The organism is Peristeroidobacter agariperforans, assembly GCF_004138335.1.
In the GTDB taxonomy this organism is placed as follows: Bacteria; Pseudomonadota; Gammaproteobacteria; order Steroidobacterales; family Steroidobacteraceae; genus Steroidobacter; species Steroidobacter agariperforans.
The window spans coordinates 439,716-460,848 of the sequence record NZ_RYFW01000004.1; the positions used below are offsets into that span (position 1 = coordinate 439,716).

Genomic DNA, 21,133 nt, shown 5'->3' on the forward strand with positions numbered 1-21,133 from the left:
AGAGATCCCCGGAATACCTTATGAATCCCCGAAATTGGCACTGGATTTGGCACTGAGGTTTCGGTGCCGAGAAGCTGCGGGTGCGTGGCGCTTCTAACATCGAACAGCTGTGCGTGGCTGGGAGCGGATTTGCTGAGCGGCGGCTCGGAGGTATTCCGATTCTCCGGCGAAACGTTCCACGCCCCGCGCCGCCAACAAATCTACCGGACGGGGTCGGGTCTTAAGTGTGCCCTCATTCTTCTCTGGCGCAATGCACTCCAGCAGGCGAAGTCAGTGCCAGCTGATGGGTGGAGGGTGCTGCATTCCGCTTCGTGGCGGGATGTGTAAGGAAGGCTAACGGCGAGCCGCGCCATTCGCATAGGCAACTACGAACGACTGTTCGATGGGCCTCGTGAACGTGTGCGGGCGTGGGAGAATGCGAACGCCAAATGATGTCTGCGGCGAACCGAGCCTAGCTAATGGTGGCGAGTTTCTGCCCGCCGATTTGGGCGTTCGCTCCAACGCCGGCATCAATCAGCACCGAAGAGCGGCAAAGTATCGAGCAGCAGCTGGTCAAACGCTAGAAGTCGAGGTCGCGGCCGCGAGTTTCCCGCCACCACAGCAACGCGACGACCACACTCACAGCGGCGATTGCTCGCACGTAGTCGAGCCCGCTGAAGAGATTGCCGGTCTCCGCCACGATCGCAAACGCAATCGCGGGCATGAATCCGCCGAACCAGCCGGTGCCGATGTGATACGGCAGAGACATGGCCGTGTACCGCACCTGTGTGGGGAACAGCTCGACCAGCGCTGCGCCGATGGGCCCGAAGATCGCCGAGGCCGGGACGATGAGGATCAACAATCCGAATAGCACCAGCGGCAGATCGAGCCGCGTTGGATCGGCCCGGTCCGGGTACCCCGCCTGATCCAGCATGCTGCGAAGCTGCGCATCGATTGCCTGCTCTTGCTGCTTGCCCGCCTCGGCATCCAGCTCCCGAGCGCTTGCCGCTGTTATAACTTGCTCGCCGACTCGAATGCGCGCAGGAGCCCCCGGGGGAGCATCCACGGTCTCGTAACTCACCCCGGCACGCGCGAGTGCTCGCTTCGCAAGGTCGCATGAACGCGTGAACCGTGCGGTGCCCACGGGATCGAATTGAAAACTGCAATCATTGCCGTCGACTTCGACGGCCACAGGTGCGCGCTCGCTCGCTTCGACGAGCGCCGGGTTGGCGGCTCGCGCGATAAGTTGATACGCGGGCACGTAGCCCACCAACGCCAGCACCATGCCAGTAAGGATCACGGGCTTGCGGCCGATGATGTCCGACAGCCAGCCGAACAAGACGTAGAGCGGGGCACCGGTCAGAGCCAATGCGATGAACAACAAGTTCACCGTGCTCGGCTCGACGCGTAACGAACGTTCCAGGAAGAACTGCGCGTAGAAGTGCGCCGCATACCAGATGGCGCCGTCCGCCGCCATGAACCCGAACAATGCGATGAGTACCAGGCGCGCATGCGACCAGCGGCCGAGTGCATCGCGCACAGGCGACTTCGAGACCTTGCCAGTCTGCTTCAACGTGCGAAATGCTGGCGATTCTTCGAGCTTCATGCGAGCCCAGATCGACAGCGCCAGGACCAGCGCGGAGCAGAGGAAGGGGATACGCCATCCCCAGCCACGGAACGCTTCCTCGCCCAGTGCCACTCGGGTCGCATAGATGATGGCGAGCGCAAGCACCAAGCCGAGCGCCGCCGCGCCATGAATCAAACTTGTGTAGAAGCCACGACGATGCGTCGGCGAGTGCTCAGCGACGTACGTAGCCGCTCCTCCGTACTCACCACCCAACGCGATGCCCTGTGCCATGCGAAGCGCGATCAACATCGCGGGGGCCACCGTGCCCACTTGCGCGTAAGTGGGCAACAAACCGATTGCAACCGTCGTCACGCCCATCAGGACAATGGTTGCGAGGAACGCCACTTTGCGGCCAAGCCGGTCGCCGATCGAGCCGAACACCAACGCGCCCAGCGGCCTCATCGCAAAGCCAGCGGCGAATGTAAGCAACGTGAAAATGAACCCCGCCGTGTCGCCCGCGCCGGCGAAGAACTGCACGGCGATGATCGAGGCCAGGGCGCCGAACAGAAAGAATTCGTACCACTCAAACACGGTGCCGAGCGCCGAAGCGAACACCACCATGCCGAGCTGCGAGGGCTGAGTCCCGGCGTCCGCGTGCGGTGTCGCGATGCTGGAGCTGGAGGCATTCATTGCGTCAACGTCCTCGCGCGTTCCCGCAGCGCCATGCGATCGATCTTCCCTGTGGGCAGTAGCGGCATCTCGTCCACCAGCGCGAAGCGCTTGGGGATCTTGTAGTTGGCCAGCGATTCTCGACAGTGCTCCGCGATCGCCGCTTCGGTCAACCCACCGCGATGAATAATGAACGCCATTCCCACTTCACCGTACAACGCATCGGGCAGTGGCACCACGGCGCTCGAAATCACCTCCGGGTGCATTTCGATGCACTGTTCGATTTCCTTGGGATACACGTTGTAGCCCCCCGACTTGAACATTTCCTTCAAGCGGCCGATGAGCTTGATAGTGCCGTTGGATTGACGCACGGCCAGGTCGCCGGTACGGAACCAGCCATCGCTAGCGTACGCGTCCGGCGGCGTAGACGAGCCTCGATAGCCGCTGAATCGCCACTCGTCGTGGATCTGAATCTCACCCAGCTCGCCCACTGCCGCTGCAGCGAGAGTGGTCGGATCGACGATGCGGATGCCGCGCTCGGGGTCCGGCCAGCCGACGGTGTCGCCCAGTACGGGGAGATCGCGGGTGCATGAAGTGAGCGCAATCGAGCCGACGCTTTCGGTCATGCTGTAATCGACCGCGAGTCGCCGCGCGACTTTGGATAGCCGTTCGATCAACTCGAGCGACGCGCGCCCGCCGCTCCAGATTGCCGTGTCCAGATGCGACCAGTCCGTGCGGGCTGCATCGGGATGGTCGAGGCACAATTGGAACATCGTGGGAATCTGATACCAGAATGAGATGCGTTCATGCGCGACCAGCCGTAACGTGGCGGCGGCGTCGAATTTTTCCATGAACACCTGGCAGCCGCCGGCCACGAAGCTGGTGCAGTTGATATCGCCCGCGGCACCGATGTGATTGATGGGCAGATTGTTGAGCGCCCGCCAGGGATCGATGGGCCACAGTCGTACTCGCACCAGCGCGCCTCGGATCAGCGCTCGATGTGACAGCAGCGCGCCTTTCGGGAGCCCAGTTGTGCCCGAGGTGTAGACGAGCATCGCGTTGCTCTCTGGCTTCGCCTCGCGGGGCACGTCGAGTGCGGACAATCTGTTGTCATCGCGTATGAGTGCGAGCGTGTGCTGCAGGCCCGCTACATCCGGGCGTACATCCAGCAGCAGGAACTGAGAGGTGGGCCGATCCCTCTGCAGCGTCTGCAGATCCTCGACATAGTCACGGGTGCCAATGCGGCTGCGGGCGAGCACGACGCGAGGAGCCGCATCGGACAGCACATACTGCAACTCGGCACGTGTGTGCTTCGGATTCAATCCAAGCCAGACCGCGCCTAGCGACGCTGTCGCCAGGAACGAAGCAAGGAAATCGATCGACGGCGGCGCCAGCACCGCCACGCGATCCCCAGCTTGCACGCCGAGCCCGCGCAGCAGCGCTGCAAAGCGAGCAACCTCCATCGCCAGCTCTGCATAAGTGATACGGCGAGCTCCTTCGACGGCCGCTTCGGCATTCGGTCGCTGATTTGCGTGTGCGAGAAGATAGTCGCTCAGGCTCGGCAGAGCGGGCGGCAGATCGGCGAGCAGCGCTGCAAGTGGGTTGGGGGTGGCGTCGGGCTGCATGAAAGTAGGAGGTGTCTGAGTTCAAACGAAGGTCAGCAGCCGGCGGGGAGTCATTCGCAGAATGGAGTCGATCTCCGATTGATCGAAGCCGCGCCGGAGCATCATCGGGACGACGTTGCGGAAGATGTGGCCGTACCCATGACCGCCGTTACAAACCAGCCGCGAGCGGTAACAGATGTCGTGCGAGATCGCGATCTGCGTAAGGTGTCCGCGATCAATCAGCTTGCGCAGCATCTTCAGGCGCTGGGCATCGTTGGGCATGTCGATGTCGGACCACTTGTAGAACGAGGTTTCCATGCCGAACAGGTCGAGCTCGATCACCACGCCGCTGTCGGCTAGGCGAAACAGCCGGTCGTCGTCGAAGATGGTGCGGTCGATGTGACTGATGATCACGCGGGACAGATCGGCGCGCTCGCGTCGCAGGAAATCGACGATCTCCTGAGGCTGATCCGGATGGCGGCCGGGGTGCACCGTCAACGCGGCTCCGGATTCCGCCTGTGCCTGCACAGCCGCCGCCATCACGCGTCGCTCGAGCGTGGTCCACGGCGACTGGCAGCCAATTTCGCCGATGATGCCGGCGCGAATATCCGTGCCCCACGCGCCGACGAAGAGTTGATCGAGCATTTCGCGTGTGAAGCTATCGACCGTGCGCTGCTGATTCGCGGGATCCTGGTATTCCTCGACGTAGTGACCGCAGCCCATGACGATATTGACGCCCGCGGCCGCGGCGATCTGCGCCAGCCCTCGCGGATTCGGATGCAAGCCGCCGCAAGACAGGTCCACCACGGTCGTTCCACCAACGGCGGTGAGCTTGCGCAGCTCCCTGATCGCGACGTCGGTTTGATTCAGGAGCAAGTTGCCCGGCGCCTGGATCTCGCCGTAGTCGATGGCGAAGCGATTCTCGATGGGGATATCCAGGCCCACTTGGCCGGCGGGGGTGTCAAGTCCCGGCCAGCTCGGCGGCCGTATGTCGCACAAGACATGCTCATGCAACAGCGTCGCTCCGACTGCCGCCGGGTCGATGACTCCGGCAACCGTCTGAGTTCGTCCCCGCAGAGTGGCGCGCGACTGGACAGCGGACATGACAGCACCTCGGGCCGACAAGTTGAGCTGGTGGACTCTACGGCCTCGCGCGCCGCCTAAACAGACGCCGCGACCGCGGCCCGCTCGGTCTGCTCCACGAACAGAAGCAGCCACTCGGCCACTAGGGCCGGCTTCTGCTCCCCCTGAATTTCGACGCTGATGTCAAAATTGCAGAGAATCTGGCCGGGCCCGCGCTCCCGGGTCGACTTCAGCACGACCTTGGCCCGCACTTTGCTGCCGACCTTGACCGGCGCCAGCATGCGGACGCGGTCCAGGCCGTAGTTGAGCTTGTAGGCTTCCCGAGGGGAGCGAATGATTACGTCGTGCAACAGGTGAGTGAGCAGCGACAGGGTCTGGAACCCATAGGCGATGGTCGTGCCGTACGGACTATGCCGGCCCGTCCACTCGGGATCCATGTGCATAGGATCGATATCGTCGCTGGCGCGTCCGAACGCATCGATGCGCTGCTGATCGATGACATACCACTGCGAGCAGCCCAGCTCCTTGCCCAGCATCTGGTCACGGACCGCGGCGGAGTACAAATCGATCGGCATGAGAAGACCTCGTGATGCGCAACGGAGTATCGTTGCGGCGACGTGAGACGGAACCATTTCGAGTGACTGGATGGAGATTGCGAAAAAATGACTAGAGAGTCAATAAAAAAATCGAAGCAGGGCAAGGCCGCGGCACCCGCGGCCCGTCCGAGCGGGCGCCGCCGGGGGCGGCCGAGCGGCAATGTGCTGGATCGGCGCGACCTGATTCTGACCGCCGCTTTGAAACTGTTCGCGGTGCGCGGCTACGAGCGCACGGGCTTGCACGATGTGGCGCGCGCCACTGGGATCACTCGTCCGGCGATCTATCACTACTACAACTCGAAAGGCCAGCTGTTGTTCGAAGCGGTGGGCTTCGCACTGGGTCAGCTGATGAACCGGCTCAGACAGGTCGACGCAAGCGCGTTCACCCATCCGGCGCAGCATCTGGCGATGCTGGTGCGCATGCAGGCCAGTTTCGAAATCGAATTGCGCGGAGTGACGCCATTCATGGACTCAGTGCTGTACGGGCCGCTGCGTGATGTGGCTGAGCTGACCGCGGCCCAGAAGACCGAACTGCGCAATTCGCAACGCCAACTGGTCGAGATCTATCGCAAGGTTCTACAGGACGGCAAAGCGAGCGGCGCGCTGGACGTGAGCAGTCCGACCGTTACTGCCTTTTCCATTCTCGGCATGGTCTCCCACCTGGCTGTCTGGTATCGCGAGGAGGGCGAGCTGACCAGCGAGGCGGTCGCCACGCTCATGAGCGAGCTCGCGCAACGCCTGGTGCTCAAGCCTGCATCGGCCGCCTGAACACAGTCATCCCCGACGCTCTCGGTTCTATCGGCAGTTCCGAACTATATTGACACGTGAGTCAATTCTGTTAGCTTGACGACATCGCCACAGGGTATGCCCTGCGCGGTCTCGAGTCGGGCTGCAAGTTTGAAGGGGAGCGGGATGGGGATGCGGGGGCGGCACATCGTCTGGGGCACGGTCCTAGCAGCGGGGGCGCTAATCGCGTCTGTCGCGACGGCGGAGAATTCATCCGTGCAGGTGCGCTACACCAGCTACGGCCTCCCGCATATCGCCGCGGCGGACTACGAGGGCGTGGGCTTCGGTCTCGGCTATTCATTCGCGGCCCACAACCTGTGTCTGGGGGTCGAGCTGGCGCTGACCTTGGCAGGTGAGCGCTCGGCGGCGTTCGGTGAAGACGGGGTTTACGTGGATCCGCATTTGGGCACCACACCCATCCGCAATCTCGATAGCGACTTCTACGCGAAATTCATCTACACGGACGCGGTCGCGGCCAGCATGGAAGCGCAGCTGTCCAGAGAAGGCCGCAGTCTGATCACTGGTTATGTGCGCGGATTCAATTGGTATCTGACGGAGACGCCTGGTACTCGCCGGCCGGCGGCTTGCAGAAACGCGAAGTGGGTGCGGCCGCTGACCGAGCGTGACATTCACCGCCGCATCAACAACATTTCAGTCCTGCAAAGCACTCACGTTTACCTTCCCGCGATAGCGGGCGCTCAACCCCCCGGACCAGCGGGCGAGCGCGCCATGAGCGCGCGTCCGCGCGAACCGCGCGTCTCTCAGGAGGGCGCCGGCAGCAACATGGCGGCATTCGGGCGCCGCGCGACGAGCAATGGGCGCGGGCTGTCTTTCGCCAATCCCCATTTTCCCTGGCATGGTCCGCAAAGGTTCTACGCTGCGCAGCTGACGGTACCTGGCAAGTACGACGTCTTCGGCGGCATGCTCTATGGCACGCCATTCATTCTGCTCGGATTCAATCGCGACGTCGGCTGGTCGATCACGTACTCGACCAACCAGCGTTTCTCGCTGCAACGTTTGCAGCTCGTGCCAGGTTCGCCAACCAGCTATCGCGTGGATGGACAAACGCGCCAGCTGGAAGCAGTGAACTTGCGCGTGCCTGCTCGTACCGCGGCCGGCAAGATGGTCATTCGCTCGCGCACTCTGTATCGAAGCGCAGATGGCCCGGTGATCGACACCGATGCTTTTCCCTGGACCACCGAGCACGTCCATGTATTGAAGGATGCGAACCGACTGCAGGGTCGCTGGCCAGATCAGTTCCTCGCCTTGGGTCGCAGCCGCACGGTGCATGAATTCAAGGCGGCGGCAGAACGTCACCGCGGGCTGATGTTCTCTAACCTCACGGCCGCCGACCGGCACGGCGATGTTTACTATGGCAACCTGTCGATTTCGATCAACATGCCCGATGCGGACCTCGAGCGTTGTCTGGTCGAGAACGGCGAACAGTTGCTGCGCGAACGGTTGGCTGTCGTGCTCGATGGTTCTCGCTCGGACTGCGGATGGCGTCCAGACGGCGACCCCATCGATCCTCAAATTCTCCCGCTGCGCCGACTGCCGTGGACGATTCGCGACGATTACGTTCTCAACGCAAACGACAGCCACTGGCTGGTGAACGCGGATCCGAACTCGGCATTGGAAGGGTTCGATCGCGTCGTCGGCATGGAGCGCGCGGCGCTTGGGGATCGGACGCGCACAGGTTTGAGGTTGGTCGAACGCCGGCTCGCGGGCACTGATGGATTGCCCGGCAACAAGATAACATTACAGACGCTGCGCCAGGCCTTGTATCGCGCGGATACAGTGCTCGGGGAGGCGATTCGTGATGATGCTGTTCGCGACTGTCGCGCAAACCCGAGCGTCGAGCTGGCGGCCGGGCATTCTGTCGATCTGAGTAAAGCGTGTGACGCACTCGCGATGTGGGATGGTACCGCGAGGATCTCCTCCAAAGGAGCGACGCTCGCGCGCGAATACATTCAGCGGCTACCTCGAGAACCGCGCAGTTCGGGCTTCACTCTGGCCGCCGCGACCTGGCGCGTGCCTTTCGATCCGGCGCGTCCGATCGCTACTCCTGCCGGACTGACGCCGTCCGACGCCACGCGCCGCGCGCTCGCCGAGGCGATTGTCACTCTCGACTCCGCCGGACTTCCTTGGGAAGGTCCCTTGGGTCAGTCGCAATTCCTGGACTTAAACGGCCAACGCGTGCCGTTCGCGGGCTTTCCTTTTTCTTTCTTGAGATTCGCTCCAGCGCTGGTGCCAGAGCGAAGCATGACCATGCCGGTCTATGTGTACGGCGATTCGTACGTTCATGCCGTTACCTTCGATGCAGAAGGCCCCGTCGCTGACGTGGTAATGGCGTATTCCCAATCCACTGATCCTCAGTCCGAGCACAGCTGGGATCAGACGCTTGCCTACGCGCACGAACGATGGATTCGTGTGCCCTTCGTCGATCGCGATATCGCCAGGGACCGCGGCTTGCGCACCATCGAGCTCGACTATAAAGAATGAGAGGAGGCTTGATATGACGTTTTCATCTGGCGCCTCACGGGCCACCGCCGGCGCCGTGTTGTTCGGGTTTCTTTGCAGTACCGCGTCGTTGGCGCAGCAGACGGGCGGAATGCTCGAAGAGATCATTGTCACCGCGACCAAGCGCAGCGAGCGTTTGCAGGACGTGCCCATCAGCTTGCAGGCGTTGACCGAAGCGTCGATGGCGGAGCAGGGCATTACCGACGTGACCGGCCTGGTGGCGAGCGTGCCGGGACTGTCGCTAGCCGACGGCGGGCCGGGGTACCGAACGCTGTATATCCGTGGTGTCGCGTCCGAGTACGGCAGCGCCGGCACCACGGGCGTATATATCGACGACGCTTTCGTGCAACCCGGTGGTATCGTGCAAACGATCGTGGAGCCGTTGTACTTCGACCTCGAGCGCATCGAAGTGCTGCGCGGTCCGCAGGGCACGTTGTTCGGCGGCAGCTCGATGGGTGGCACGGTGCGCTTCATCACCAACAAACCCGATACGACTCAGTTCGCCGCCGCGGCGGGCGCGGAGGTATCGTACACGCAAGATGGTGGCTTTAATTACGAGATCGACGGCATGTTGAATGTGCCGTTGGCCAGCGACGTCGCAGCACTGCGCATCGTCGGCGCACACCGCGACAAGGACGGCTACATCGACAAGCTCATTGGCGATTTCTCCGACCCGGCGCGTGAGGGCAGCGGTTCGATTCGCACCATCGAAAACGTCAACGACGAGGAATTCTCCGCCGTGCGCGTGCAGCTTGCCGTGACGCCGGGCGAGCGGCTCGCGATTCGCCCGTCATTCATGTATCAGAAAACGACTTCTGAATCCTTTGGCGCTTTCGACAATCCACCCGACAATTACGACCAGCGTCGCGCGATTGATGTGAAAGAGCCGATTGAAGACGAGCTCAAACTCGGTAACCTGGTCGTGACTTACGATTGGGAGGGCGTGCAGCTGCTGTCTTCGACTTCGTACAGCGAGCGCGATTCCTGGTTCAAGGAAGATGCCAGCGACAGCATCGAGGAGACGGTGCTGCCCGACTTCTACGGCATGCCGCGCGGATTGTTCTTCTATTCGACGTACGACGGCAGCCGCTTCGAAGAATCGTTTCAACAGGAACTTCGCCTGGCGAGCACGGGCGAGGCGCGCCTGAGTTGGGTGGCCGGCGTCTACTATGAGGATTATGACCAGGACAACGGCTTCGACTGGCTGGTCCCGGGCTTCAGTGACGCGGTGTTTCCGGTGGCCGATGACAACTTCTATCACAGCAAATCCTGGTTGAACCGCAAGCAGAAGGCAGCCTTTGCCGAAGGCACGTGGTCGATCACAGAAAATCTCAAGGCCACGGTTGGTCTGCGCTGGTACGAGTTCCAGGTCGAGCGGCAGAGTTATGACCGCGACGGCGAGATGAACGGCGGGCCGCTGCCGGACGGGCCGGTGTATTCGTCCAAGGAAGACGGCGTGAGCCCGCGTTTCTCGCTGGCTTATGACTTCGGCGACCAGATGATCTACGCCACCGCATCCCGCGGCTTCCGGGTGGGCGGACCGAACTCATCCGTACCCGGCGTCGATACCGGATCCACGTGTGTGGCTGAGTACCGTGCGGCGGGCATCGGCGTCACCGATGACGGCGATGTCGAAGGTTTCGAATCCGACGAGCTGTGGAACTATGAAATCGGCGCCAAGACCGCCTGGGCGGACAACCGCGTGGTCGTGAACGCCGCCGCGTATCGGATGAACTGGAACGACCTGCAGTCATTGTTCCTGCCGGCCTGCTTCTTCGGCGCCACGGTGAACTTCGGCAAGGCGACCTTGACCGGCGTCGAAGTGGATTACCGGATCGCCCTGACCAGCGCACTGGAGTTGTCGGGCGGCATCAACTACAACGACGCGGAGATCGCCGAGGACGCACCAGTGCTAGGCGTTTCTAAAGGCGATCGGTTGCAGAACGCGCCGGAGTGGGGCGGAAGCGTCGCGATCCGTTATGGCTTTCCGATGTTCGGTGGCGATGGCTACTCCTTAGCCACGGCGCGCTATGTCGACGACTCGTTCCGCAGCTTCGATCATAGCGATCCGCGCACGTTCCAGGATTCCTACACGATGGTAGGCGCGCGCATCGGCCTGCGACGCGATCAGTGGGAGCTCAGCCTGTTCGCGGACAACCTGCTCAATGAGCAACCGGCGATGTTCCACTTCATCTCGTCATTCTTCGGCACTGCCTCGCACACCCGCATGTTCCCGATGCGCGGCCGCACGATCGGCATGAGCTTCCGCAAAGATTTCTAAAGGAGATTGGTATGGATCGAAGACAGGCTATCAGCGCGATGCTCGCCGCCGCAGCCGCAGGCGGCAGCCTTACCGCTGGAGCGCAGACACATTCGGAGCACGGGGCGGAGCATGGCGCACATGGAGCGCACGGCGCCGACGATCATTCGAAGTATCACGACATCAAGCACGAGAAGCTGGTGATGCTGGCCTATCCCGGCATGACCGCGCTCGACATGCTTGGACCGCACCACATGTTCTCTTGCATGATGGGCGCCAAGGTCATCATCGCCGGGCAGACTCGCGACGTAGTGACGGCGGATACCGGACTGAAAGTCGTTCCCGACGTGGACTTCGCTTCGTGTCCTCGCGATATCGATTTGTTGTTGGTCCCCGGTGGCCTGGTTGGTACCACCGCGGCCATGAAGGACAGTAGGCTGGTCGACTTCGTTGCCGAGCTGGGTCAGCGCTCGAAGTATGTCACCAGCGTGTGCACCGGTTCGCTGATCCTGGGCGCCGCGGGTTTGCTGAAAGGTTACAAGGCGACCAGTCATTGGATCTCGTTGCACATGCTCAAAGAGTTCGGCGCCACTCCCGTGAAGGAGCGTGTGGTGTTCGATCGCAACCGTATCACCGGCGCCGGCGTCACCGCCGGAATGGACATGGGGCTCGCGGTGGTGAACATGTTGCGCGGTGAGGAGTACACCAAAATGGTCGCGTTGCTCACCGAGTACGATCCGGTGCCGCCGGTGAAGGCCGGCAGCCCCGAGACAGCCGGTCCCAAGGTAACGAACATGCTACGCGACATGTATAAGGGTTGGATCGCCGATACCGAAGCTGTTGTGAAGAGGAGCAGCCATGGTTGATAGATTCTCCGAAGTGAATCCCGGCAAGGGGCCGGCAACCCTCGACCGGCGCGCGTTGCTGACGGGCGTCGGGGCGATGACTCTACTCGGGCCGGCAGCGCTCCGTGCCGCTTCTCAGAGTACCAACCAGAGCAGCAGTGCGACGAGGGCCCAGTCGACCGAGGATCATTCCACGCACTCTCATGCGGGCTCGACACGCGAAGTCGCCATGCTTATGTATCCTGGCTTCTTTGCACAGGACCTCGTCGGACCCTACACGGTACTCGCATCGCTGCCGAGAACTCGCGTGCATCTGATATCCAAGACCAAGGATCCGATCAACGCAACACCGGCGGCGTTTCCAATCCTGCCGTCGGGAACGTTCGCGGACTGTCCGCGCGACCTTGATGTGCTGCTGGTGCCGGGCGGCGCGATGAGCACTGTCAACGCCATGAAGGACGAAGAGACCATCGAGTTCATCCGCGATCGGGGCGAGCGCGCCACGTTTCTCACCAGCGTGTGCACCGGCTCATTGATGCTCGGCGCCGCCGGCTTGCTGCAAGGTTACAAGGCGACGTCTCACTGGGTGACGCACGACATACTGTCGAAGTTCGGTGCCATCCCCACGCACGGACGGGTGGTCGTGGATCGCAATCGCGTCACCGGCGGCGGCGTCACCGCCGGCATCGACTTCGGTTTGAAAGTGGCGGCCATTCTGGACGACGAGTTCACGGCACAGCTGGTGCAATTGGCCATCGAGTACGACCCCGAGCCGCCGTTCGATAGCGGTTCGCTGGCGACGGCGCCCGCCAAGGTTCGGGAGGCCGCACAGAAAAACTACGAGCCGTTCCGCGCAGCCATGATCGATATTTCGGACAAGCTCGCCGAGAGTCTCAAGTCCTGATGTGTTGGAGGCGCGCGCTCGCATCGTCGAGCGCGCGCCCTCACTTGCTTTCAATCACTCGCCCTGTTTGATGAAGACCGCGCGCCCACCCACGACGGTGCGCAGCACCTCGAGCTTCGGAATATTTACTGGCTCTGTTTCAAACAGATTGGCGGACAGCACCACGAAATCAGCAAGATAGCCGGGCTCGAGCTTGCCGACCGATTTTTCCTGATAGCCTGCGTACGCATCGGCCTGGGTGTAGGCACGAACAGCTTCCTCGACAGTAATTTTTTGCTGCGGCTGCCAGCCATCCGGATTGGCGCCGTCGATGGTGCGGCGGGTCACCGCGGCGTAGATGCCCTCCAGCGGGTCGAGCGGAGCGACCGGCCAATCCGAGCCGAACGCAAGCAGCGCCTTGGCATCCAGCAGCGAGCGAAAAGCATATGTTCCCTTGAGGCGCTCCGGGCCGATGCGCTTCTCCGCCCAGCGGCCATCGTCGATGGCGTGATACGGTTGCATCGATGCGATAACGCCTTGCGATGCGAACTGCGCCGCCGCCGTTGGGCTCAGGTGCTGAGCATGTTCGATGCGAAAACGCCGGTCGCGCGGGCCGTTCTCGGCCGCGACACTCTTATAAGTATCCAGCAGCCAGTCATTGGCCCGATCGCCGATCGCGTGGATCACGACATGCAACCCCGCGCGATCTGCATTGACGATGCGACGGCGTTGCTCATCCGGCGCCACGAGAATCAATCCACTGGTTTTGGGATCATCCGTGTAGGGCTGGTGAAACCAGGCGGTAGTCGAGCCGAGCGAACCATCCACATAACCCTTCAATCCGCCCCAGCGCAACCAGTCGTCGCCACGGCCGTGTGTGCGGACATACTCCGCCATGCGTTGCCAGTCGGCCAAGGGCACGAAGGAATAAATTCGCACTCGCAGAGCGTCACGGTCACGCGCTCGGCGATAAGCCTCGAGCGAGCGCCAGGTGCCCATCGCCATGTCATGAACTTGCGTAACCCCCCGACTGGCCGCGTGAGTCATCGCGGTTTGTAACGCGCGATCCACTTGATCCATGCTTTCTTCAGGGATCTTCATCAAGGACTGAGCCTCATCCTTGAGCACACCGGTAGGGCGGCCCTTGGCGTCGCGCACGATGGTCCCTCCCGGCGGGTCTGGCGTCTTCTCGTCGATGCCGGCGAGTTTTAGCGCCAGCGAATTGGCGAGCGCCATGTGGCCATCGAGACGCGTGACATAGACCGGCGTGTTGCTCGTCTCCTTATCGATCCAGTTGCGATCGGGTAACTCGCCACCCCACATTTCGTGATCCCACGCGCCGTACAGCACCCACTCTCCTGGCGGCTTCTGCCGGGCGGCGGCGGCAATTCGCGAAGCGAACTCTTGAGGAGTTTTTGCGTCGCGCAGGTCGACGTGACCAAGGGAGATGCCGCCTTCGATGAAATGGACGTGCGCGTCAATGAAGCCGGGCGTAACGAATGCTCCATTCAGCTCCACGACTTCGGTCTTGGGCCCAATCCTGGACTTGATGGTGGCGGTGGGGCCCACCGCAACTAAACGCTCCCCTTCGATCGCGATCGCCTGGCTCAGCTCCCCTGTGCTGCCGCCGGTCCAGATGCGACCATTTAGATAAACCTTGTCCGCCATGTCGGCCCCGAGCGCTGTCGAGGCGAAGGTCAGAGTCGCGCAGATACAAGCCGCCAGCTGCGTCTTGAACGGTGCTCGCATGTCGTAGCTCCTACCAATTAACCGAGAATTCGACGTCACGACGGCGTGACCCGTGCGCATCGGCACGCAAATCATGGCTGCGCAGCCTGCCTGCGCCGGTGGTCGATCTCGATCACAATAGCAAAAATGACTTTCGAGTCAATAACAACGAAAAGTCTGAGGTGAATTCCAGATTTTGACTGTTGCGCGTGGAGGTCGGCCGGAGCTACGCTGCAAGCGTGCCTGGATCGATCTGCAAACATTGGGTGATCGTTATTCTTCTGTTGACCAGGCTGGTCTTCGGAGAGAATGCCCATGCAGACGCTCACCATCCGACGCAAGCGTGCACGGAGGTGGCGACTATCAGTCAGCAGGACGATGCTCGCCATTACTCGCATGCTTCCGGCTCGCATGTGGGCGAGACATCGATTGGATCTGACGCAGAGAACTGCTGTGATAGCGGTGGCTGCGATGGCCCCTGCATGTATCCAACGGCAGCTCTTACGGCAAGGCTCTTCATTATTGTTCCGCAAGGCCAGTTCACAATTGCGGCTGAGGAGCCGCGTGTTGTGATATCTCGCCGCTCGACCCCTCACTTCAGGCCCCCCGCCTAACTCCGCATCCTTAGCTCATCAGTAGCGAGCTCCGGGTTGCTACCTCAGCCGTTTCGGCGGCCGTCGCAAGTTGCGCAGCTGACGCAGTGGGAGAGGCGCCGCGCGCCCTCCAGAGCGCGCCATCGCTGGAACTATCGAGACGCCGCCTTCGGCTGCCATCTGCGGAGAGGAGTCAGCCGATGCTTCGCGCAGCGAGCCGACTCGATATCACCAATTTTCAAGGATTCGCATAGATGAAGTTCGATTCGCAGTCATCCCGACCGCAGCTCAGCCGCCGGCGCTTTCTTGCGAGCGCCGGCGCGGGCTTGTTCGTTGTCGGTGCATCACGAAATCTCTCAATCGCGCAAAGCGCCCCTCAAAGTGTGCTGTCGGGAACAAATTTCAATCTCGAGATCGGCGAGATGCCGGTCAACTTCACCGGCAACACACGCGTGGGGACGGTCGTAAACGGGCAGATCCCAGCGCCACTGTTGCGCTGGCGCGAGGGCGATACGGTCACTCTAAGAGTCTCCAATCGGATGAGCATGCGCAGTTCCATTCATTGGCACGGATTAATCGTGCCCGCGGATATGGACGGCGTGCCGGGCGTGAGCTTTGAAGGCATCCCGAGCGGCGGCACTTATGTGTATCGGTTCAAAGTCAATCAATACGGCACATACTGGTATCACGCGCATTCGAGATTCCAGGAACAAACCGGGCTCTACGGCCCCATTGTCATCGAACGTCGCGGAGGAGAGCGGCAACATTCAGATCGCGAATACGTCGTGATGCTGTCGGATTGGACCGATACCGATCCGGAACGAATATTCACGACTTTGAAGAAGCAGAGCGAGTACTTCAACTTCGGCAAGCGCACGATCGGTGACTTCCTCGCCGACGTGCGCAAGCACGGCCTCGGCCAGACCGTGGCCGATCGGCGCATGTGGGGACAGATGCGCATGAACCCTACGGACCTGATCGACGTCTCCGGCTTTGCCTACACCTACCTGATGAACGGCGTGGCGCCGGCGAATAACTGGACGGGAGTGTTCAATCGCGGCGAACGTGTGCGACTTCGCTTCATCAATGGCTCGGCGATGAGCATTTTTGATGTGCGTATTCCGGGATTGAAGCTCACTGTCGTTGCCGCGGACGGCCAGGATGTGGAGCCCGTAACCGTTGAGGAGTTCCGCATCGCCACCGCGGAGACTTACGACGTGATCGTCGAGCCAAAGGACGATCGCGCGTACACCATCTTCGCGCAGTCCATCGATCGATCGGGTTATGCGCGTGGCACGCTGGCGCCTCGAAGCGGGATGGCCGCGGAGATTCCGCCTTTGGACCTCCGCCCACTACTGACCATGAGCGACATGGGTATGAGTCATGGCTCTCACGGAGCAAGTGACGCTACAGCCCACAGATCTGGTGTCGATCACGCAGCGATGGGGCACGGTCCGATGGGCCACGGTACCAGCGCAACGACGCCTCTTCGCCACGCGCCTACGGAGCACGGCCCGACAGTCGACATGCTGGCCGATGAGGCGTCCACAGGGCTGAATCACCCCGGTGTGGGGCTGCGAGATAACGGTCGCCGTGTGCTCAGCTATGCGGACCTGCATACGGTCGGGGGGCCGATCGATCGGCGCGAGCCGGGTCGTGAGATAGAGCTTCATCTCACCGGTCACATGGAACGCTTCGTCTGGTCGTTCGACGGCCGGAAGTTCTCCGAAGCCGAACCGCTGCAGTTCAGTCTCGGCGAGCGTCTGCGGATCACGCTGGTCAACGACACGATGATGACCCATCCGATCCATTTGCACGGTATGTGGAGCGAAGTCGAGACTCCAAAAGGTGAGTTCCAGGTGCGCAAGCATACGGTCATGGTCAATCCCGCACAGCGCATCAGCTATGCAGTGACCGCTGATGCGATCGGACGCTGGGCTTATCACTGTCATCTGCTCTATCACATGGAGGCCGGCATGTTCCGTGAGGTGGAGGTTGCTCCAGCCGGATCGCATGGTGGAGGCCACACATGAAAACTTCGCTTGTTCTGACCAGCGCATTGGCGCTCGCGCTATCGGCTCACGTGGCAAGTGGCAGCGAAAGTCATGCGCAGCACGGCGATGGAGTGCCTGCCAGCGGTGAGCATGCGCATCACCAACATCGTGCTCATCCGCCGCAAGCTGCGGATGAGCATGCTGACCATCAGCAGGAGCAAGCTCGAGACCGCCGCGTTCCAACAGATAAGCCGACGGAAAGCGAGCGGGCCCACGTTCCGCCCGATCCTCCTCAAACTACACTGGCGCCCATCTCTATGGAGCGCATGGTCGAGCTCATGCAGATGGAGGATGACGCCCCGTTTGGAATGCTGCTGTTCGATCGACTCGAATGGCGAGATCTGGACGATGTCGATGCGCAAGCGTGGGAGTTCACCGCGTGGTACGGCAATGACTACGACAAGCTTTGGTTGAAAACAGAAGGGGAGCGTGTGGAGTCGCAGGAGGAGGGGCACATCAAGTTGGCATGGGACAGGATCTTTGCGCGCTGGTGGAGTGTGCAGTCGGGCGTACGTCACGATTTCCGCGAAGGACCATCGCGCAACTGGCTCGATTTCGGAGTTCGTGGCCTGGCTCCATACTTCTTCGAGATCGATGCTGCCATTTCTTTCGGCGATCAGGGACGTACTGCGGCGCGCTTTTCGGGCGAGTACGAGATGCTCATCACTCAACGATTGATATTGCAACCGGAGCTCGAGCTGAATTGGTACGGCAAGGATGATCCGCAGAACGGTGTCGGCTCCGGGTTGGCGGACCTGGAGCTCGGCGTTCGACTGAGATATGAGTTACTGCGCGAGTTCGCTCCCTATGTTGGAGTATTATGGGAAAGGAAGTTCGGTCGAACGGCGGATCTGGCGCTCCACCACGGTGAAGACGACAGCGAGGTGGTCTTCGTCGCGGGCGTGCGCGCCTGGTTCTAGCCCGGAGGTTGGAGACCGAGCGGCAGGGCTCGGTCTCCAGCGTCGCTTCGAACGCCGTTGGGTAACGGCGCGCTATCGCGGCAGATTGAGGTGATCGAGTATCTCAAGGAGGAAAATCGGATGCTGAAGGAGCGGCCGGGCGGTCGCGCGCTTGCCGTTGTAAGGGACTCATCGACCAGGTTGCCCGCGGGCTAGCGTGTCCTCGAGGAAATGTGCGAGATGCGGGTTCGCTGGACATTCTGTTAACCGCGCTACTGCGCTGTCAATTCGCGAAACGAGCTCATTCGTCTGGCTCGTCGCATGGCGCAACGTCCTCCGCTCGGCACTCTTACGCGAGTGCCAGTCGATGATGAGATAGAGGAAGACATCCGTGGATAGGGTGCTGATCGCACACCTGTTGCGTCTAGCCGGGGGAGTCCGTGGCCACCCGAGGTTCTAGCCCGCGAGTGTAAATGCGACAAGGAGTTTCGCCGATTTTTCGGCGAAACTCGAACTCGAAAACTCGGTAGCGAATCGGAGGATTCGTAAGTTACGGAATTGTGGTTAGATCGAGAGCCCCGGAATACCTTAAGAGTCCCCGGTTTTGGTACTGGATCTGGCACCGGAGCTCTCGGGGGCGCCGATCGCGCGAGGGTGGCAGAGGTGGGGAAACGAATGAAGCGCCGAACCCACAATACGTATGCCGCTCTGTCCGCAGGCTAAGTGGCAGTATCAAACATGAAGCCGCGTAGGCCCAACAGGCCCATGCACCCGATGAGCGAAACGCACGTGCGTGATGCGACTATCCATGGATGCATGAACAGATTGTGTTTCAATTCTCATAGTTGCACGTAGATTTATGGGAAAGTTGCGCTCCATTTCATATGGCAGCGCCCAGGCTATTCGTCACGGTGCGCACATCCAAATCAAGTCAGGCAGAGGGAGAGCGCCGTGTTCATTCGACGAATAATTTTCCTATGCGGAGTCCTTGTGGCACTGCCAGCGCTCGGGACTGATTCGGACTTTGAGCTCAAGTTGGGATGGACGAAACAAGCCTTAGCGGAGCACTGGCAAGGGTGTGTCGAAGGAATAGTTCAGCCCGCCCGCCGTGATTACTTCGCTAGGGCAGCCCAGGTCGGCAATGCGAACCCACGCCCGTTTCCCGAAAAGGAACTGCGCGCTTCAGCGGAGCCAATGTGTCGTTGCATCTCGCGCCGGATGGCGCTGACTTATCCTTTCACACAGGCCATCAAGGAATCGCAGCTGGCAACGTCTTTCGTTCAAGAGGCCCCTCAGTGGCGGCGAATGTGCGCCCGAGGGAATTCTCGGTGAAGTATTGAAGCAACAGAAGCGGAACTCAAGCCCGTGACGCCGCTGCCGAACAAGTCGTTCGACGCGCACGCACACGTGCTTCCGTGCGCTGCGGTCAACTCTGACGTTAGACGTCACTAGAGCCGTAGTGTAATTCATCCCCTAGGCTGCATTTCACCTGCGCAGCTCATTGTTGTAGCCAGCGAATGAGATTTCCGCGGCCGGCAAAGTTGATGAAGCCGGCTTTTGTGAGTTTCTTCGCGCCAATGCGCGCCGAGGCAAGTAACAGCGACCGAGGGGGAGCCGAGGGGGCGTAACAGGGCTCGTGTCGAAACCATCAATTCTTTGCGATGTGGGCGTCAAAGACAAGGGTGAGTTTCGCGGATTATTCGGGCGAAACTCGCCTCACGCGGACTCGAAAACTCGACCGCGATTCGTAGTATTCGTAAGTTACGGAATTGTGGTTAGATCGGGATCCCCGGAATGCCTCAAGAATCCCCGAGTTTGGCACTGGATTTGGCACTGGGGTTCGCGGCTGAGAAGCTGCGGCTGCCGTGGTGGCGTCGCCAGAACTAGAATACAAGTAGCCGTGCCATTGCTCACGCCGAACGGATGTCCGCAATCGTACGCGAGCGCCTGAGCATCGGACACAATCAGGACATGCGCCAGAAAGGCTCAGTCGTGCCTGCCGATGCCAAGGCTCAACTGAGAAGGCAACTGCTCCAGAGCGATAAGTAAATTTCGATCGCTCACCAGCTGACCGTTTTGAAGCACCGTATAGGACGGATACCACTTGCGGCTCTGCGAATCGAATTCGTAGGTCATTGTCCGTGGAGCAATTTGCCTTTTCCTCATTTGTCCGATCAGTTGGGCAGCCTGCATTGCGGCTGTCGATAGCGCGTCATGCGCAGCGTAGTTTACCGCTACGTCATTTCCGCGGAAAAGAAACGAGACTTCACAGCCATCTTGGTACGAGGAGATTTGCACTATTGGACTTCGACGTGCGGCGAGCTTCTTCCAAAGTTTTCTCAGCCATTCTCGTGTACTTGCGTAGGCGTCCTTTCCTGCCTCCGTAGCAACGGTCGTTATAAATGGGTTCCAGACAAGCACGACATATGGCAGTCCGATCCTTATTAGCTCTGTCAGTGGCTCGGCCGCATTATGTGACAGCTCTTTGCGCTTCACTGGTAACGGTGCGTTGATTAGAGCGTCTTCCTGCCACTCTGCGTCCACCTCTCTTGGATCGGTCTCGAAGGCCATCCAAACATCGGCGGCGAGTTGCGGGAGAGACTGTGGAGGTTGAACCGCCTGCATCGAGTCCAATCCAAGATCACTGAAGCCGACGCGTCGTTCTTCACTGTAGAATCCAAAGACAGCGGCGACGAAACGCACGCCATGCGTACTTGTGAAAATCTTGGCGGCTATGACTTGGCCGACCGGAGAGCCGGAGTCATGTCCATTGAACAGAGGCAAGCCGTCGGCATTGATCCATCCGGCGAGGACTGAAGGATCAACTGGAACCAGTGGTTCTCCGTCAATGCCGGGGCTACTCGTCCAGATAACGCCGCACCGAATTTTGCCGAATATGTGGCGTTCCGGGTGCGTGGCCTCGATGTGATCGACCCATGCGCTAGCTTCTGGGCTGTCGTCCAAAAGGTTCGAGCTTTCAGCCATTGTTGCGCTTTCCATAGGCATGAGGCATACAAACTGAGCCGGCGATAGGTTCGACGCGAAGTCTCTGGAATCCGAAGGGGCG

General features: G+C 60.8%; 13 protein-coding genes. 7 read left to right on the top strand and 6 right to left on the bottom strand.

Annotated elements, in window-relative coordinates; genetic code table 11:
• Positions 1–559: 559 nt before the first annotated feature.
• Genes EK373_RS27765 through EK373_RS27780 form a run of 4 tightly spaced genes read right to left on the bottom strand, consistent with a single transcriptional unit; the run spans position 560 to position 5,477 of the window.
• Positions 560–2,236, bottom strand: a complete 1,677-nt coding sequence (locus EK373_RS27765; RefSeq protein WP_198683698.1) for an MFS transporter — start codon at positions 2,234–2,236, stop codon at positions 560–562.
• A complete protein-coding gene (locus EK373_RS27770) occupies positions 2,233–3,840 on the bottom strand; it encodes a class I adenylate-forming enzyme family protein (protein ID WP_129647888.1) in 1,608 nt (535 codons plus the stop codon). The genes EK373_RS27765 and EK373_RS27770 overlap by 4 nt, the downstream gene beginning before the upstream one ends.
• A gap of 21 nt (positions 3,841–3,861) precedes the next feature.
• Positions 3,862–4,923: a phosphotriesterase family protein gene (locus EK373_RS27775; protein WP_129647891.1), complete on the bottom strand. Its 1,062-nt coding sequence runs from the start codon at positions 4,921–4,923 to the stop codon at positions 3,862–3,864.
• Between the two features lie 56 nt (positions 4,924–4,979).
• Entirely contained in the window at positions 4,980–5,477 is a 498-nt protein-coding gene (locus tag EK373_RS27780; RefSeq protein ID WP_157994568.1) for a MaoC/PaaZ C-terminal domain-containing protein, read from the bottom strand.
• 87 nt (positions 5,478–5,564) lie between these two features.
• Here EK373_RS27780 and EK373_RS27785 point away from each other — a divergent pair, with 87 nt between their 5' ends.
• The 5 genes from EK373_RS27785 (at position 5,565) to EK373_RS27805 (ending at position 12,813) form a co-directional block, all read left to right on the top strand.
• Positions 5,565–6,266, top strand: coding sequence for a TetR/AcrR family transcriptional regulator (locus tag EK373_RS27785; protein ID WP_129647896.1), 702 nt, complete (start codon positions 5,565–5,567; stop codon positions 6,264–6,266).
• A 144-nt stretch (positions 6,267–6,410) separates the two neighbouring features.
• Positions 6,411–8,786 (top strand): penicillin acylase family protein, encoded by a 2,376-nt coding sequence (locus tag EK373_RS27790; protein ID WP_157994569.1) that lies wholly within the window; start codon positions 6,411–6,413, stop codon positions 8,784–8,786.
• 13 nt (positions 8,787–8,799) lie between these two features.
• Positions 8,800–11,085, top strand: a complete 2,286-nt coding sequence (locus tag EK373_RS27795; RefSeq protein WP_129647899.1) for a TonB-dependent receptor — start codon at positions 8,800–8,802, stop codon at positions 11,083–11,085.
• Between the two features lie 11 nt (positions 11,086–11,096).
• Positions 11,097–11,930, top strand: a complete 834-nt coding sequence (locus tag EK373_RS27800; protein ID WP_129647901.1) for a DJ-1/PfpI family protein — start codon at positions 11,097–11,099, stop codon at positions 11,928–11,930.
• Positions 11,923–12,813: a DJ-1/PfpI family protein gene (locus tag EK373_RS27805; protein ID WP_198683699.1), complete on the top strand. Its 891-nt coding sequence runs from the start codon at positions 11,923–11,925 to the stop codon at positions 12,811–12,813. The genes EK373_RS27800 and EK373_RS27805 overlap by 8 nt, the downstream gene beginning before the upstream one ends.
• A gap of 54 nt (positions 12,814–12,867) precedes the next feature.
• Here EK373_RS27805 and EK373_RS27810 read toward each other — a convergent pair whose 3' ends face one another.
• Positions 12,868–14,541, bottom strand: coding sequence for an amidohydrolase (locus tag EK373_RS27810; RefSeq protein WP_129647903.1), 1,674 nt, complete (start codon positions 14,539–14,541; stop codon positions 12,868–12,870).
• Positions 14,542–15,367: 826 nt separating this feature from the next.
• On the opposite strand from EK373_RS27810, the gene EK373_RS27815 reads away from it, so the two are divergent.
• Both EK373_RS27815 and EK373_RS27820 read left to right on the top strand, forming a co-directional pair.
• The gene (locus tag EK373_RS27815; RefSeq protein WP_129647906.1) at positions 15,368–17,146 is read left to right on the top strand and encodes a copper resistance system multicopper oxidase; all 1,779 of its coding nucleotides are present in this window, start codon (positions 15,368–15,370) and stop codon (positions 17,144–17,146) included.
• Positions 17,143–18,087 carry a copper resistance protein B gene (locus EK373_RS27820; protein ID WP_129647909.1) on the top strand — a complete coding sequence of 315 codons (945 nt, stop codon included), beginning with the start codon at positions 17,143–17,145 and terminating at the stop codon, positions 18,085–18,087. Before EK373_RS27815 ends, EK373_RS27820 begins: the two co-directional genes overlap by 4 nt.
• Before the next feature lie 1,965 nt (positions 18,088–20,052).
• Here the strand turns inward: EK373_RS27820 and EK373_RS27825 are convergent.
• Complete coding sequence (locus EK373_RS27825; protein ID WP_129647912.1) at positions 20,053–21,051, bottom strand: hypothetical protein; 999 nt, start codon at positions 21,049–21,051, stop codon at positions 20,053–20,055.
• Positions 21,052–21,133 lie beyond the last annotated feature (82 nt).